The organism is Aeromicrobium sp. Leaf272 (genome assembly GCF_001422865.1).
Taxonomy (GTDB): domain Bacteria; phylum Actinomycetota; class Actinomycetes; order Propionibacteriales; family Nocardioidaceae; genus Aeromicrobium.
In genome coordinates, this window is the sequence record NZ_LMMY01000013.1 from 730480 (window position 1) to 744672 (window position 14193).

The 14193-nt window shown below is 72.5% G+C and carries 14 protein-coding genes; 5 read left to right on the plus strand and 9 right to left on the minus strand.

Translation table 11 applies throughout. The annotated features are described in order from the left end of the window. Nucleotides 1–9: 9 nt before the first annotated feature. Nucleotides 10–1317 (minus strand): class I adenylate-forming enzyme family protein, encoded by a 1308-nt coding sequence (locus ASF38_RS12735; RefSeq protein WP_082480748.1) that lies wholly within the window; start codon nt 1315–1317, stop codon nt 10–12. 288 nt (nt 1318–1605) lie between these two features. Here ASF38_RS12735 and ASF38_RS12740 point away from each other — a divergent pair, with 288 nt between their 5' ends. Together ASF38_RS12740 and coaE are read left to right on the plus strand one after the other, a co-directional pair. Then, on the plus strand, nt 1606–2367 hold the full coding sequence (locus ASF38_RS12740; RefSeq protein WP_055965908.1) for an SH3 domain-containing protein: 762 nt from the start codon (nt 1606–1608) through the stop codon (nt 2365–2367). Nucleotides 2368–2384: 17 nt separating this feature from the next. Beyond that, a complete protein-coding gene (coaE, locus tag ASF38_RS12745; RefSeq protein WP_056576440.1) occupies nt 2385–2975 on the plus strand; it encodes a dephospho-CoA kinase in 591 nt (196 codons plus the stop codon). Between the two features lie 117 nt (nt 2976–3092). Here the strand turns inward: coaE and ASF38_RS12750 are convergent, their stop codons facing one another. Continuing rightward, entirely contained in the window at nt 3093–4037 is a 945-nt protein-coding gene (locus tag ASF38_RS12750) for an RNA polymerase sigma factor RpoD/SigA (RefSeq protein WP_056576443.1), read from the minus strand. A 198-nt stretch (nt 4038–4235) separates the two neighbouring features. Here ASF38_RS12750 and ASF38_RS12755 point away from each other — a divergent pair, with 198 nt between their 5' ends. After that, a complete protein-coding gene (locus tag ASF38_RS12755) occupies nt 4236–4739 on the plus strand; it encodes a hypothetical protein (protein ID WP_055965913.1) in 504 nt (167 codons plus the stop codon). 12 nt (nt 4740–4751) lie between these two features. Here ASF38_RS12755 and ASF38_RS12760 read toward each other — a convergent pair whose 3' ends face one another. Continuing rightward, the gene (locus ASF38_RS12760; RefSeq protein ID WP_304438622.1) at nt 4752–6050 is read right to left on the minus strand and encodes a geranylgeranyl reductase family protein; all 1299 of its coding nucleotides are present in this window, start codon (nt 6048–6050) and stop codon (nt 4752–4754) included. Here ASF38_RS12760 and ASF38_RS12765 point away from each other — a divergent pair. After that, the gene (locus ASF38_RS12765; RefSeq protein WP_056576447.1) at nt 6049–6771 is read left to right on the plus strand and encodes a queuosine precursor transporter; all 723 of its coding nucleotides are present in this window, start codon (nt 6049–6051) and stop codon (nt 6769–6771) included. The two genes, ASF38_RS12760 and ASF38_RS12765, sit on opposite strands and share 2 nt — an antisense overlap. A gap of 12 nt (nt 6772–6783) precedes the next feature. On the opposite strand, the gene tgt is transcribed toward ASF38_RS12765, so the two are convergent. The 4 genes from tgt to ASF38_RS17625 form a co-directional block, all read right to left on the minus strand. Continuing rightward, nucleotides 6784–8040, minus strand: a complete 1257-nt coding sequence (gene tgt / locus ASF38_RS12770) for a tRNA guanosine(34) transglycosylase Tgt (protein ID WP_056576560.1) — start codon at nt 8038–8040, stop codon at nt 6784–6786. Between the two features lie 49 nt (nt 8041–8089). Beyond that, nucleotides 8090–8749 (minus strand): M50 family metallopeptidase, encoded by a 660-nt coding sequence (locus ASF38_RS12775; protein WP_235497683.1) that lies wholly within the window; start codon nt 8747–8749, stop codon nt 8090–8092. 38 nt (nt 8750–8787) lie between these two features. Next, nucleotides 8788–9192 carry a tetratricopeptide repeat protein gene (locus ASF38_RS12780; protein ID WP_056576449.1) on the minus strand — a complete coding sequence of 135 codons (405 nt, stop codon included), beginning with the start codon at nt 9190–9192 and terminating at the stop codon, nt 8788–8790. 63 nt (nt 9193–9255) lie between these two features. Then, nucleotides 9256–9933, minus strand: coding sequence for a hypothetical protein (locus ASF38_RS17625; RefSeq protein ID WP_055965917.1), 678 nt, complete (start codon nt 9931–9933; stop codon nt 9256–9258). Between the two features lie 133 nt (nt 9934–10066). Between ASF38_RS17625 and rmuC the strand changes: the two genes are divergently transcribed. Then, entirely contained in the window at nt 10067–11581 is a 1515-nt protein-coding gene (rmuC, locus tag ASF38_RS12790) for a DNA recombination protein RmuC (RefSeq protein WP_056576452.1), read from the plus strand. An 18-nt stretch (nt 11582–11599) separates the two neighbouring features. Here rmuC and ASF38_RS12795 read toward each other — a convergent pair whose 3' ends face one another. Both ASF38_RS12795 and ASF38_RS12800 read right to left on the minus strand, forming a co-directional pair. Further along, nucleotides 11600–12769, minus strand: a complete 1170-nt coding sequence (locus ASF38_RS12795) for a cystathionine gamma-synthase (protein WP_055965920.1) — start codon at nt 12767–12769, stop codon at nt 11600–11602. Beyond that, nucleotides 12766–14142, minus strand: a complete 1377-nt coding sequence (locus ASF38_RS12800) for a cystathionine beta-synthase (protein ID WP_055965922.1) — start codon at nt 14140–14142, stop codon at nt 12766–12768. Before ASF38_RS12800 ends, ASF38_RS12795 begins: the two co-directional genes overlap by 4 nt. Between the last annotated feature and the right edge of the window lie 51 nt (nt 14143–14193).

Consider the following 14193-nt stretch of genomic DNA (forward strand, 5'->3'; position numbering starts at 1 on the left):
CGCCCAGGGTCACAGCTCCGTGCGCCGCACCTTGCCCGTGGCCGTGCGGGGGAGCGCGTCGAGCCGCTCGTACTCCTTCGGACGCTTCGGGGGCGCGAGCCGCTCCGTCGCGCGCCCGCGCAGGACGTCCTCGTCCACGTCGCCGACGTAGGCCGCCACCACACGCTGTCCCCACCGGTCGTCGGGTCGTCCGAACACGGCCACCTCGACCACGCCGGGGACGTCCTCCAGCGCGGCCTCGACCTCGGCCGGGTAGACGTTCACGCCACCGCTGATCACGAGGTCGCTGCGCCGGGCGTCGAGGTGCACGTAGCCGTCCTCCACCCGCCCGAGGTCGCCGACGGTGAACGCCGGCCCCGCGGCCGTCTCGCGCCACGCGTCGGCCGTCTTGTCGTCGTCGCGCCAGTAGGTGAAGCGTCCCCACGGCGGGACGACGCACCAGAGCAGGCCGTCGTCGTCGACCGTCACGACCCGTCCCGGCCGCGCACGACCGACCGTGCCGGGGTGCTCGCGCCACTCCTGCGCACGGCAGGCGGTCCACTGTCCCTCGGTCGATCCGTAGAACTCCCAGACCGCGTCGACGCCGAAGCGGTCGTGCGCCCACCGGCGGACCGGCTCGGGGCAGGGGGCCCCGGCGTGTGCGACGAGGCGGAACGAGGAGAGGTCGGGGTGGCAGCCGGTGTGGTCGACGTGCTGCCGCAACCGCTGCAGGTGCGCCGGGACGCAGAACATCGTCGTCGGGCGCACCGTCTCGACGGCGTCGAGGAACGCGGCGGGCTCGAAGCGCGGCAGCACCGCGATGCCGCCCCCGGCCAGCAGGGTCCCGGTGGCGAAGCGCAGGGGAGCGGAGTGGTAGATCGGCGACACCACGAGGTCGACGTCGGTGGCGCAGAACCCCCACAGCTCGCGCTCCTCGGCCACCAGCTGCGCCGCGTCGCCCGCGTCGAGCAGGCCCGACCACACGCCCTTGGGTCGGCCGGTCGTGCCCGACGTGAAGTGCATGGGCCGACAGCGCGGGGCGGCGTCGAGCTCCGTCGGTTCGCCGTCGAGCAGGGCGTGCAGCTCGTCGGCGCTCTCCACGACCAGCGCGGCATCGAGGTCGTCGAGGATGCGCGACCGCTCCCACGGGGTGAGTCGCGGGTCGAGCGGCACCGGCACGACGCCGCTCCGGCAGGCTCCGAGCACGACGCTCGCGTAGTCCGGCTCGCCAGGGCAGAGCAGCACCAGGCGGTCACCCTCGCGCAGCCCACGCCCCCGGAGCGCGCCGGCCACGCGGGCCTGGTCGTGCCGGCTCCGCTCGGCCGTCAGCACCTCCACGTCGCTCTCCCTTCGTGAGAGGTCGGTCACAGCCCCCGCGGGGCGACGGGTGTGGATCGTCACGAGTGCGTGAACTCAGGCACAAAGTATGCTTCAGTGGTTGATCGGTCTTGTCCCCCCTCCGTCTGAAGGTGATCGTCTGTGGCTTCTTCGCGCCACAAGCACGCCGTCCCGCGGCGTGCCGGACGCGGAACCACGTCCCCCGCTCCCCGCTCCACCGCCCCCGCTCGACACAGCAGCCGGCACTCGGCGCCGTCCCCCTGGCGCCGTCAGGTCATCAAGGTCGCCATGCCCACCGTCGGCGCCCTTGCGGTGCTCGGTGCCGCGGTCGCCGTGGTGTCCTCCGACGCCGAGGTCGCGCCGGCCTCGGCCAGCGTCGCCGCCCCGGCCGACGACATCATCACCGAGGCGCTCGCCGACACCCCCGAGGTCAACCGCAGCGCCGAGCGTCCCGAGCTGCCCGACGAGGACACGGTCGCGGTCGACGTGACCGGCCAGAAGGTCGCCCTCGAGGACGGCGTGACGATCCACGCCGACGCCGACTCCGACTCCCCGGTGCTCAAGAAGGTCGACCAGGGCGACGTCCTGGACGTCACCGGCGAGAAGAAGGACGGCTGGAGCGAGGTCGTCTACAAGGGGCTTCCGCGCTGGGTCAGCACGAAGAAGATCGCCGACGACCTCCCGCTCGGCACCGAGCCGTGCCCCAAGCTCTCCGAGAGCGGCATGCAGCCCGACACCGTCAAGGTGTTCCGGGCCGTGTGCGCCAAGTTCCCGGAGATCTCGTCGTACGGCGCGATCGCCGGCCGAGGTGAGCACGCCACCGGCCACGCTCTCGACATCATGGTCCGCGGTCCGCTGGGCGACCAGATCGCCGCGTTCCTGCAGGAGAACCGGGCCGAGCTCGGCATCGAGTACCTCATCTGGGAGCAGCGCATCTGGCGTCCGGCCACGTCGAACAGCTGGCGGGGCATGAGCAGCCGCGGTGGCGACACGGCCAACCACTTCGACCACGTGCACGTCACGACCTACGGCAACGCCGCCACCGGCTGAGCCCGGCTCGTGCACGCATGACGCTCCAGGTCGGTCTCACCGGCGGCATCGGCTCGGGCAAGAGCACCGTCAGCGCGCGGCTGTCCGAGCTGGGCGCCGTGGTGGTGGACTACGACCTGTTGGCGCGTGAGGCCGTCGAGCCCGGCTCCACGGCTCTGGCGGCCATCGGCGCGCGCTTCGGTGACGACGTGATCGCCCCGGACGGGACGCTGGACCGGCCGGCCCTGGGGTCGGTCGTCTTCGCCGACGAGCAGGCCCGGCGCGACCTCGAGGCCATCACCCACCCCGCCATCCGCGAGCTCGCCGCCGCGCGGGTCGCCCAGGCTCCCGCAGAGTCGGTCGTGGTGCACGACCACCCCCTCCTCGTGGAGATGGGGATGGCCGGGCAGTGCGACACGGTGGTCGTGGTCGACGTCCCGACCGACGTCCAGGTCGAGCGGCTCGTCGAGCAGCGCGGGATGACCGAGGCCGACGCCCGGGCCCGTCTGGCTGCCCAGACGTCGCGGGAGGAACGCCTCGCCGTCGCGGACGAGGTGCTCGACAACAGCGGGACCCGCGAGCAGCTCCTCGACGCCGTCGACGCCCTCTGGGAACGCCTCGCCGGCTGACCCGCGTCCGGCACGGTGCGAGGCTCACGCCCGTCTCCGCGACCGTCCGCACATGACGAAGCCGCCCTGTCGGGGGAGGCAGGGCGGCTTCGCGTGGGGTGGCGGTCCCTGAGCGTGTCAGGCCGCCAGGTCGGGGTCGGCGATCTTGCGCAGCGTCACGAGCGCCTGGCGCTCGAGCTGGCGGACCCGCTCGGCGGAGATGCCGTGGCGCTTGCCGATGTCGGCGAGCTTCTGCTGACGGCCGTCGAGCAGGCCGTAGCGGGCTCGCACGATGTCGGCCTCGCGCGGACCGAGGTGGTCGATCAGCGTGCTGATCAGGTGCTTGGTCTCGTCGTCGAGCACCGCCAGGTCGGGACCGGGCGACGTGTCGCGGGCGATGAGGTCACCCAGCGAGGTGTCGCCGTCGTCGTCGACCGGGGTGTCGAGGCTCACGTGGTCGCGACCCCAGGACAGCAGGTCGATCACGCGGTCGACGTCCATGCCGAGCTCCTCGGCGATCTCCTGCGGCTCCGGGTCGTAGCCGAGGGTCCGCTCCAGCGTGCGGCGAGCGGCCGTCACCTGGTTCAGCTCCTCGACCACGTGCACGGGCAGCCGCACGACGCGTGCCTGCTGCGCGATGCCTCGGGTGATCGCCTGACGCACCCACCACGTGGCGTAGGTGGAGAACTTGAAGCCCTTGGCGTAGTCGAACTTCTCGACCGCGCGGATCAGGCCGGTGTTGCCCTCCTGCACCAGGTCGAGCATCGGCATGGCCGAGCGCCCGTACTTGCGGGCGATGGAGACGACCAGACGCAGGTTGGCCTGCACGAACTCCTGCTGCGCACGCTCGCCCTCGGCGGCGATGAACTCCAGCTCCTCGCGGGTAGCGCGCTTGGGCGCACCGCCCTTGGCGCGGCCGACGCGTCCCTCGTGGAGCAGGTGCTGGGCGTACAGCCCGGCCTCGATGCTCCGGCTGAGCTCGACCTCGCGGGCGGCGTCCAGCAGCGGCGTCCGGGCGATCTCGGCCAGGTACATGCCGACGCTGTCCTTGCCCTCGGCGCTCTCGTGCCTCGTTGACGTCATCTGAATACGCCTCCCATCGTGTCTGTACCAGTGCAACGCACCGGATCGCCCTCTGATTCCGCTCTCAGGGTCTTCTTGGCAGGTGTTGGCCGGGGTCTCAGTCCCAGCACGGCGGTCGGTCCGGCACGGGGTGGTGCGCGGGAGGCGCGCGGACGGCTAGGTTGTCCTTACCCAATTCTCAGCATGAAAGGTCTACCCATGGCAGCCGACTTCAAGGCGCTCTCCCGCAACGATCAAGGTGCACTCGTCGCCGGGGTGCTCGCGCTCCTCTTCTCCTTCTTCGGGGCGTACGTCGTGGCTTCCGTGGACGGTGGCGACGACCTGCCGATCTCCGTCGACACGTCGAGCGGGGTGAACGCCTGGAACAGCTGGGCGACCCTCGGCATGCTGCTCATCCTCGTCGCGGTCGCGGTCGTGGCGATCAAGGCCTTCGCCGCGCAGAGCCTGCCGGACACCGTGCCGTGGCGACTCGTGGCCCTCGCAGCCGCTGGTCTCGGCACCTTGCTCGTGATCCTGCGTGCCCTGACCGCCGACGGCGGCGGCAGCTTCGGCAGCGTCAGCGTCAGCGTCGGTCCCGGCTGGTCCGGCTGGCTGCTCTTCATCGCCGCCATCGCGCTCACCGTGTTCACGGCGCTCGCGTTCAAGGACTCCGGCGAGAAGCTTCCCGAGGTCAACAAGAAGAACGACCCGCCGGCGGCCTGAGCCGACCGGTGGTCAGGCGGTGAACGGTGGTCGGTCGTCCAGGGCGACCGACCGCCGTCCCGCCCAGCGCCACACCCGCGCAGTGAGGTCACGGTCCTCGTCGGTGACGAGGTTGCCCATGACCCGCAGAGCGATCGTCATGAGCGTGTGGGACCGCATGCCCAGCGGGCCGAGCGTGGGCAGCAGGCGCGGGACCGTGATGAGCCCCGCGAGGCGCCGTGCGATGGAGAACGCCTCGCCGTAGTGGCCGACGAGGAGCTCGGGCCAGGCCGTCGAGAGGTCGGCCCCCGAGGTCATCAGCTCCGCCCCCACCCGGCCGGTCTCGAGGCCGTAGTCGATGCCCTCGCCGTTGAGCGGGTTGACGCACCCGGCGGCGTCGCCGACCAGGATCCAGTTGGGTCCGGCCACGCCGGAGACCGCGCCGCCCATGGGCAGCAGCGCCGACGTCGGCATCCGCAGCTCGGGGCCGAGCTCCCACTCGTCACGTCGCAGCTCGGCGTAGTACTGCATGAGCGGTCGGATCTGCAGCGCCGCGGGTCGCTTGGCCGTGGCCAGGGCGCCGACGCCGAGGTTCACCTCGCCGCCCTCGCCGGCGGTGCCGAGCGGGAAGATCCACCCGTACCCGGGCAGGAGTGAGGAGTCCTCGTCACGCAGCTCGAGGTGCGAGGAGATCCAGGGATCGTCGGCGCGGCCGGACTTCACGTACGACCGGCCGGCGACACCGTAGGCGGTGTCGCGGTGCCACTCACGGCCCAGCACCTTGCCCAGGGGGGAGCGGACGCCGTCGGCCACGACGAGCCGGTCGCACCGGACCACGTGGCGCTGCTTGTCCGGTCCCACGGCGAACACGACGCCCGTGACCCGACCCGAGCTGTCGCGCTCGGCGTCGACCGCGCGCGCGTGGTCGAGGGGGCGGGCGCCGTCGGCCAGCGCGACGTCGCGGATCCGCGCGTCGAGCTGGGTCCGGGGGACCGCCGAGCCGTGGTCGGGCAGCGAGCCACCGGGCCAGGGCAGCAGCAGCTCCTGGCCGAAGCCGGCGGCCCGCAGGCCGCGGTTGGTGCCGAAGGAGCGCGTCCACGTGCCCAGGCCCAGCCGGTCGAGCTCGGCGATCGCCCGGGGGGTGAGTCCGTCACCGCACGTCTTGTCGCGCGGGAAGGTGGCGGCGTCGGCCAGCACGACGTCGGCGCCGGCCCGTGCGGACCAGGCGGCGGCAGCGGCTCCGGCCGGCCCCGCGCCGACCACGAGGACGTCGGTGCGCTCGGGCAGGGTCATGCCCCCGATCATCCCACCCCGTGCCAGGATGGCGCGCATGGCCTCACCGTCGTCCGCTCCGTCCGCGGGCCCCGGCACAGTCCGTTTCGCGTCGTCGGGCTCGTCGTACTACGCCGTGGTGCTCGCGCTGTTCTGCACGATCATCGTGGTCTCGAACATCGTGGCCGCCAAGCCCATCGAGATCGGCACGGGCTCGTTCAGCCTCGGCCCGGTCCAGGTCTGGCCCCTGCTCGTGGACGGTGGAGCCGTGCTGTTCCCCCTGGCCTACGTCCTGGGCGACGTCGTGGCCGAGGTGTACGGCTTCCGGGCAGCCCGCCGGGCCGTGCTGGTGGGCTTCGCGTGCGCGGTCCTGGCCGTCCTGACGTTCGCGGTCGTCCAGCGGATCCCGGGCGCATCGTTCTACGCCAACCAGGACGCGTACGAGGCGGTGCTGGGCCCGATCGGCCAGATCGTCCTGGCCAGCGTGGTCGGCTACGTCTGCGGGCAGCTCACGAACGCCTGGGTGCTCACCCGCATGAAGGCCCGCACCGCAGAACGCGCGCTCGTCGTGCGGCTGGCGTCGTCGACCGGCGTCGGCGAGCTGGTCGACACGTTCCTGTTCTGCGCCATCGCCGCGTCGGCCATCGGCATCACCGGGTTCGGCGGCTTCCTGAACTACTTCGTCGTGGGCGTGCTGTTCAAGTGCGCGGTCGAGCTGCTCGTCATGCCGGTCACCGTGACGGTCATCGCGCGGCTGAAGGCGGCCGAGCCGACGTACTGACGGCCGGTCGGTTCAGCGCGACGCCGCGATGCGGCCGAGCGTCTCGTCGCGCAGGTCGTCGAACGTGCCGTCCTCGATGGCGCCGCGCATCCGGTCGACCAGCCGCACGACGTAGCGCTCGTTGTGGATCGTGGTGAGCGTGGCCGCCACGTACTCCTTGGCCTTGAACAGGTGATGCAGGTAGGCGCGGGTGTAGTGCGCGCAGGTGTAGCAGTCGCAGCCGTCCTCGATGGGCTCGAAGCGACGCCGTGACGCGGCGACCAGCAGGTTCTCGCGTCCGTCGGCGGTGTACACGCGCGACGACCGCGCCACCCTGGACGGGCCCACGCAGTCGAAGGTGTCCGCCCCTGCCTCGACCGCCGCGAACAGGTCGTCCGGCTCGCCGATGCCCAGCAGGTGTCGGGGCCGGTCCTCGGGCAGCTCGTCGGTGACCCATCCGACGATGGTCGCGAGGTTCTCCTTCTCGATGGCGCCGCCGATGCCGAAGCCGTCGAAGCGGGTGCCGTCGACCTCCAGGGCGGCGAGGTCGCGGGCCGCACGGCGGCGCAGGTCCTCGTGCTGGGCGCCCTGGACGACGCCGAACAGGGCCGGGGCGGGGGTGCCGGGCCCGGGGCCGCCGGAGGGGCCGGACCGAGACGCGCGTTCGGCCGCGAGTCGGCCGTGCTCGGCCAGGCACCGGGCCGCCCAGGCCTGCGTGCGGGCGAGGGCCTCCTCCTGGTAGGTCCGGGAGTCGAGCAGGGTCGTGAGCTCGTCGAAGGCGAAGATGATGTCGGCGCCCAGGCGGTGCTGGATGCCCATCGACACCTCGGGCGTGAAGCGGTGCGTGGATCCGTCGAGGTGACTGCGGAACGTGACGCCCTCCTCGTCGACGTGCGCCAGGCGGTCCTTGTCCGTGGCGATCACGTCGGCGGCGTCCGTGGACGCGTCCATCGACAGGGTCTTGCGATAGCCGGAGCCGAGGCTCATCACCTGGAACCCGCCGGAGTCGGTGAAGGTGGGGCCGTCCCAGCCCATGAAGCGGCCGAGTCCGCCGGCGGCCTCCACGACGTCGTCGCCGGGCTGGAGGTAGAGGTGGTAGGCGTTCGCGAGCAGCGCCTGCGCGCCCAGCTCGGCCATCGCCTCCGGCAGGACCGCCTTGACCGTGGCCTTGGTGCCCACGGGGACGAAGGCCGGTGTCCGGATGGCGCCGTGGGCGGTCGTGATGGTGCCGGTGCGTCCGGCCCGCCCGTCGAGTCGGGCCTCGACCTCGAAGAAGGATGGGGTCGTCATGGGTCCGTCGGTCACCGCCTCATCCAAGCACCCCGACGACGGCGTGGTCTCAGCCCAGCCCGTCGAGGCCGCGCAGCAGGTGCCATGCGGGCAGGAGGGCCGCCGTGGTGACGACCACGAACACGGCGTTCCAGAGCGCCGCGGGAAGGTGCGTGAGGCGGGCCAGCACGTCGGCGTCCGACGTGGCGGAGCGGGAGCGACGGCGGCTCGACCACAGCTCGACCGTCGTGCGCGGCCCGCCCACGAGCAGGAAGGAGGCGAGGGCCACGACGGCGAGCTGCTGGACCCCCTCGTCGGTGCGCCAGACGAGGTAGCCCACGACCAGGGCGGCGAGGCCCACGACGAGCAGGCCGAACCAGTTGCGGATGAAGACCAGCATGCCGGTCACGACGGCCAGGGCGATCCACAGCGCCCAGGCGGTGCTGCCGAGCGCGGCCGTGGCGAGCATCCCGAGGCCCAGGGCGGTGGGGGACAGGTACCCGGCCGCCGCCGTCGCGACCATGCCCGGCCCGCGCGGACGTCCGACCGACGTGGTGAGCCCTGAGGTGTCACGGTGCAGACGCACGCCGTTGAGCCGGCGTCCGGTCAGCACCGCGACGAGGGCGTGCCCGGCCTCGTGCACGAGGGTGACGACGTGTCGGCCGGGCCCCCAGCCCCACGGCAGCAGCGCCGCCGCGGCACCGACCGCGACGGGCACCCACGGACTCACGGGTGCCCGCCGGACGGAGGGTTCGGGGCGGCCACGACTCAGGTGGCCGGCCGGTCGACCAGCTCGACGCGGGTGGCGTCGCGCGCCGACTCGCCCAGGGCCGCGGCGAGGCGGTGCATCGCCGCCCCCTCGCGGTGGCGGCTCTGCCGGTCCAGCGTCAGACCGAGGGCCGTGTGCGCCCAGCCGCTCGTCGGCTCGAGCGCGATGAGCCGACGAAAGGCGGCCTCCGCGGGTGCCAGCTGCGCCGCGGCGAAGTGCGAGCGCGCGAGCAGCTCCCAGGCCGACGCGTTGTCGGGCACCTCGTCGACCACACGCCGCAGGACCCGCACGGCGTCGCGGGGGTAGCGCGAGTCGAACAGCTCCTCACCCAGGCGGAAGGCCTCGAAGGCGTCCATCGCGGCGATCTTCTCGTCGGACAGGTTCGGGGTCAGGTAGATGGTCATGGGGTCCTCCTCCCAGAGGTCACGGGGTCGTGATCGCGCTGGTCAACGTCGGGTCGGGTCCGTTCATTCCTGGTCGACGGGTGGCTCGGTGGTGGCCGTGGCGGTCGGTGCGGGCGTGGGCGTGGGGGTGGCCGTCGGGGTGGGCGTCGCGGTGGCCGTGGGGCGGCGGGTCGGCGTCGGCGTGGCGGCCGGGTCGGGCGACGAGGACTCCCGCGGCTCGGCGTCCTCGGTGGGCTCGGCCTTGCTCCCACCGCCGAACGGGTTGCCGATCCGGGCGTTGTCGGGATCGGAGCCGTAGGCCTTGTCGGTGACGATCTCGTAGGCGCCCATCGCGAGGCCGGACACCGCCAGGATGATCGCCGTGGTGAGCGCGACCGTCCTCCAGCGGATGGACCGACGAGGGTCCTCGACCACCTCGGCGCCCTTGACCTGCTCGTGGGTGGCCTCGCTCACGGCGGCGAGCGCCTCGGCGGTGTGACCGGGCTCGACGTCGGTCTCGACGAACGTGCCGCTGTCGGTCTGGACGATGAGGGTGCGGCCACGGTCGAGCGTGCTGGCGTAGAAGGTCGACGTGATCGTCACGACGAGGCTGCCGAGCGCCGCGCCGATGATCGTGCCGCCCACGCCCAGCGCCGAGGCGACCCAGGCCGACGTCATCGCGGCGAGAGCGCCGGCCAGGACCTGGAACCACGACAGTCCGCTCAGGAACGAGCGCTCGCGGGTGTCGGGGGAGTCGGGCATGGCGTCCAGGGTAGAGGGGCCGACCCACCCGTCCGAGCCCCGCGAGGACGTTCGGGTCGCGTCGGGCGGGTCCACGCGCCGGGCCACGGCACGCCTCCACGCTTCTGTCGGTCCTGGTTGGGAGACTCGGGCCATGGCTTCCTCGACGGCACTTCTGCTCGGTCTGCTGGTGGGCATCGCGCTCGGTGCGGTGGTCGGTGCCCTGGTGGATCGTGCGCGTCGGCAGGACGTGGTCTGCGGTCACGAGGACCCCGTCGTGGTCGAGGCGCGGCACACCGCCGAGATCAGCGAGCTCCGGCACGACGCCCAGGTGCAGCTGGCCGAGGTCCGGCACGCGGCCGCCGTCGAGCAGGCGCAGCTCGAGAGCTCGCTCGCCTCGGCACGTGCCGCGGTGGAGGCGCGTCTGGCCGCGGTCGCGGCGGAGGCCAAGGAGCTGCGTGAGCAGGTCGGCGTCGCGCAGCAGCAGTACCGCGACGCGGTGGAGCGTCACCGGCGCGAGGAGCAGAAGCGTGAGGCCTCCGGTGCCGCCGAGAGCAAGGTGCTGCAGCAGCTGGCTCCCGTGGCCGCCCAGCTCAAGGGCATGCAGGCCAAGGTCGACGAGCTGGAGCAGCAGCGCGCCGAGCAGCACGGCCAGCTGGCCGAGCAGCTCCGGGTCACCCGCGAGACGGCGGCGCAGTCCAAGCAGGCGGCCGAGGCGCTGTCCGCCGCCCTGAGCAACAACGCCGTCCGCGGCACCTACGGCGAGACCCAGCTGCGCACGCTCGTGGAGTCGGCCGGGCTGCTCAACCGCATCGACTACTCGGTGCAGGAGTCGATCACGGCCGACAGCGGTGCACGCCGCCCCGACATGGTCATCAACCTGCCCGGGGGCAAGCGCCTGGCGATCGACGCCAAGGTGCCGTACCGCGCGTTCATCGAGGCCTACCGCGACGAGCTCGACGACGACCGGCGCAAGCAGGTCCGCCTGCAGCACGCCCGGGCCGTCAAGTCGCACGTCGACACCCTCGCCTCCAAGCAGTACTGGACCGGGCTGGAGGAGAGCCCCGAGTTCACGATCGCGTTCATCCCCAACGAGGCGATCCTCAACGACGCGCTCGACGCCGATCCCGGTCTCATGGAGCACGCCTACAGCCAGGGCATCGCGCTGGCGACCCCGGTCAACCTCTGGGCCGTGCTCAAGACCGTCGCGCTCACCTGGAAGCAGGAGCAGATGGCCGAGAACGCGCTCGAGCTCGTCGCGCTCGGCCGCGAGCTCTACAAGCGCCTCGGCACGCTCTCGGGCCACGTGTCCAAGCTCGGCCGCACGATCGAGCGCTCCGTCGACGACTACAACAAGCTCGTCGGCTCGCTCGATCGCCAGGTCATCTCCACCGCCCGCAAGCTCGACGCCGTCGACGAGGCCGCCCAGCTCGGCAGCATCGCCACCATCGAGGACACGCACGTGCGGAAGCTGAACGCCCCCGAGCTCGCCGCCGACACGGCGCCGCAGGTCGGGCCTGTCGCGGCGGCGCCCGAGCCGGAGCCGGCCGTGCCCGCACCGCCGGCGGCGGTCGACGAGCAGGACCTCTTCGCCGACCTCGAGCGCGAGGAGCTCGAGGTCGACATGGTCACGCCCTCCGACGCCGAGCGGGGCCGCGACGTCGGCTGACCCGACGTCACGGCTCGATCAGGCGAGTGCCTGCTCGAGGTCGGCCAGCAGGTCTGCGGTGTCCTCGATGCCCACGCTGAGACGCACCAGGTCGTCGGGGACCTCGAGCACGGAACCGGCCGTGGAGGCGTGGGTCATCGCGCCGGGGTGCTCGATGAGCGACTCGATGCCGCCGAGGCTCTCCGCCAGGGTGAAGATGCTCGTGCGGGCGCACAGGTCGAGCGCGGCCTGACGTCCTCCGGCCAGGCGCAGCGACACCATGCCGCCGAACCGGCGCATCTGGCGCGCGGCTGCCTCGTGGCCCGGGTGGTCCGGCAGACCCGGGTACAGGACCGAGGCCACGGCGGGATGGCCGACGAGCAGGTCGACGACCGCCTCGGCGTTGGTGCAGTGCTGCTCCATGCGGACCGCGAGCGTCTTGGCGCCGCGCAACGTCAGGTAGGCGTCGAACGGCCCGGGGACCCCGCCTGCACCGTTCTGCAGGAAGCCGAACCCGGCGTCGAGCTCGGCGTCGTCGGTCACGAGCGCGCCACCCACGACGTCGGAGTGGCCGCCCAGGTACTTGGTGGTCGAGTGCAGCACCACGTCGGCACCGAGCCTCAACGGCTGCTGCAGGTAGGGCGAGGCGAACGTGTTGTCGACCACGAAGCGTGCGCCTGCGTCGTGGGCGACCTCGGCCACGCGCTCGATGTCGGCGATGTTGAGCAGCGGGTTGGTGGGCGTCTCGACCCACACGACCTTGGTGGCGGACGTGATCGCGGCGCGCACCGCGTCGACGTCGTTGACGGCCACCGGGGTGTAGGAGATGCCCCACTGCGTGAACACCTTGTCGATGAGCCGGAAGGTCCCGCCGTAGGCGTCGTCGGGGATCACGAGGTGGTCGCCGGGACGAAGCAGGGTCCGCAGGGCGGCGTCGGTGGCAGCCATGCCGGACGAGAACGCCCGGCCGTGCCGGCCGTCCTCCAGCGACGCGAGGTTGGCCTCGAGGGCCGCGCGCGTGGGGTTGCCGGTGCGGGCGTACTCGTAGCCGCCGCGCATGCCGCCGACGCCGTCCTGGGCGAAGGTGCTGGAGGCGTAGATCGGGACGTTGACCGCACCCGTGGCCGGGTCGGGCTCGTGGCCGGCGTGGATCGCACGGGTCGCGAAGCCGCGCGGGTCGAGCTCGTGCTGGCTCTTCTCGTCGCTCATACGTGAACCCCCAGGAGGTCGTGACGGGTGAGGACGCCCAGCGGCTTGCCGTCCTCGATGACCATGACGGCGTCGCTCTCGCCGAGCGCCTCGAGGGCCGCGTCGAGGTCCTCGTTGGCGCCCAGCAGGGGGAGCGGCGCCTCCATGTGCTTGGAGACCGGGTCGGTGAGGGCGGCGCGGCCCTCGAAGACGGCGCTGATGAGCGTGCGCTCGCTGACGCTGCCCGCGACCTCACCGATGACGACGGGCGGCTCCGCGCCGACGACGGGCATCTGGGAGACCCCGTACTCGCGCAGGATCTCGATGGCGTCGCGGATGGTCTCGGACGGGTGCGTGTGCACGAGTGCCGGCAGGTCGCCGCTCTTGCGGCGCAGCACGTCGCCGACGCTGGGGCGGTCGGTCCGGCCGTCGAGCGGCTCGCGCAGGAACCCGTACGACGACATCCAGTCGTCGTTGAAGATCTTGGACAGGTACCCGCGGCCCCCGTCGGGCAGCAGCACGACGACGACGGCGTCGGGACCCTCGCGCTCGGCGACCTGGAGGGCGGCGACGACGGCCATGCCGCAGGAGCCGCCGACGAGCAGGCCCTCCTCGCGGGCGAGGCGCCGCGTCATGTCGAAGGCGTCGGCGTCGGAGACGGCGATGATCTCGTCGGCGATTTCGGGGTCGTAGGCGCTCGGCCAGAAGTCCTCGCCCACGCCCTCCACGAGGTACGGGCGGCCCGTGCCGCCGGAGTACACCGATCCCTCGGGGTCGGCGCCGACGACCTTGACTCGGCCGCCGGAGACCTCCTTGAGGTACCGCCCGGCGCCGGTGATCGTGCCGCCGGTCCCGACGCCTGCGACGAAGTGGGTGACCGTGCCGTCGGTGTCGGCCCAGATCTCCGGACCGGTCGTCTCGTAGTGTGAGGCGGGCCCGGCCGGGTTCGAGTACTGGTCGGGCTTCCAGGCGTTCGGGGTCTCGCGCACCAGGCGGTCGGAGACGTTGTAGTAGCTGTCGGGGTGCTCGGGCGGCACGGCCGTGGGGCACACGACGACCTCGGCCCCGTAGGCGCGCAGGGTGTTGCGCTTGTCCTCGCTGACCTTGTCGGGGCAGACGAAGATGCAGGTGTACCCGCGCTGCTGGGCCACCAGCGCGAGCCCGACCCCGGTGTTGCCCGACGTCGGCTCGACGATGACCCCGCCGGGCTTGAGGGCACCGGAGGCCTCGGCCTCGTCCACCATCTTGACGGCGATGCGGTCCTTGGAGCTGCCGCCGGGGTTGAGGTACTCGATCTTCGCCGCCACCAGGGCAGATCCTGCCGGGACGACGCTGGACAACTTCACGAGCGGGGTGCCGCCCACGAGGTCGACCACGTGATTCGCGATGCGCATGCTGCTCATCCTGCCACCCGGCCGATGCGGGCGACCCCGAGGCGCTGCCGC

Bases quoted from the DNA above. Each gene is read 5' to 3' on its own strand.
- ASF38_RS12800 (WP_055965922.1), bottom strand. From the start codon at position 14,142: ATGCGCATCGCGAATCACGTGGTCGACCTCGTGGGCGGCACCCCGCTC.
- rmuC (WP_056576452.1), top strand. From the start codon at position 10,067: ATGGCTTCCTCGACGGCACTTCTGCTCGGTCTGCTGGTGGGCATCGCG.
- ASF38_RS12750 (WP_056576443.1), bottom strand. From the start codon at position 4,037: ATGACGTCAACGAGGCACGAGAGCGCCGAGGGCAAGGACAGCGTCGGC.
- tgt (WP_056576560.1), bottom strand. From the start codon at position 8,040: ATGACGACCCCATCCTTCTTCGAGGTCGAGGCCCGACTCGACGGGCGG.
- ASF38_RS12780 (WP_056576449.1), bottom strand. From the start codon at position 9,192: ATGACCATCTACCTGACCCCGAACCTGTCCGACGAGAAGATCGCCGCG.
- ASF38_RS12795 (WP_055965920.1), bottom strand. From the start codon at position 12,769: ATGAGCGACGAGAAGAGCCAGCACGAGCTCGACCCGCGCGGCTTCGCG.
- ASF38_RS12740 (WP_055965908.1), top strand. From the start codon at position 1,606: ATGCCCACCGTCGGCGCCCTTGCGGTGCTCGGTGCCGCGGTCGCCGTG.
- ASF38_RS12760 (WP_304438622.1), bottom strand. From the start codon at position 6,050: ATGCGCGCCATCCTGGCACGGGGTGGGATGATCGGGGGCATGACCCTG.
- ASF38_RS12765 (WP_056576447.1), top strand. From the start codon at position 6,049: ATGGCCTCACCGTCGTCCGCTCCGTCCGCGGGCCCCGGCACAGTCCGT.
- coaE (WP_056576440.1), top strand. From the start codon at position 2,385: ATGACGCTCCAGGTCGGTCTCACCGGCGGCATCGGCTCGGGCAAGAGC.
- ASF38_RS17625 (WP_055965917.1), bottom strand. From the start codon at position 9,933: ATGCCCGACTCCCCCGACACCCGCGAGCGCTCGTTCCTGAGCGGACTG.
- ASF38_RS12755 (WP_055965913.1), top strand. From the start codon at position 4,236: ATGGCAGCCGACTTCAAGGCGCTCTCCCGCAACGATCAAGGTGCACTC.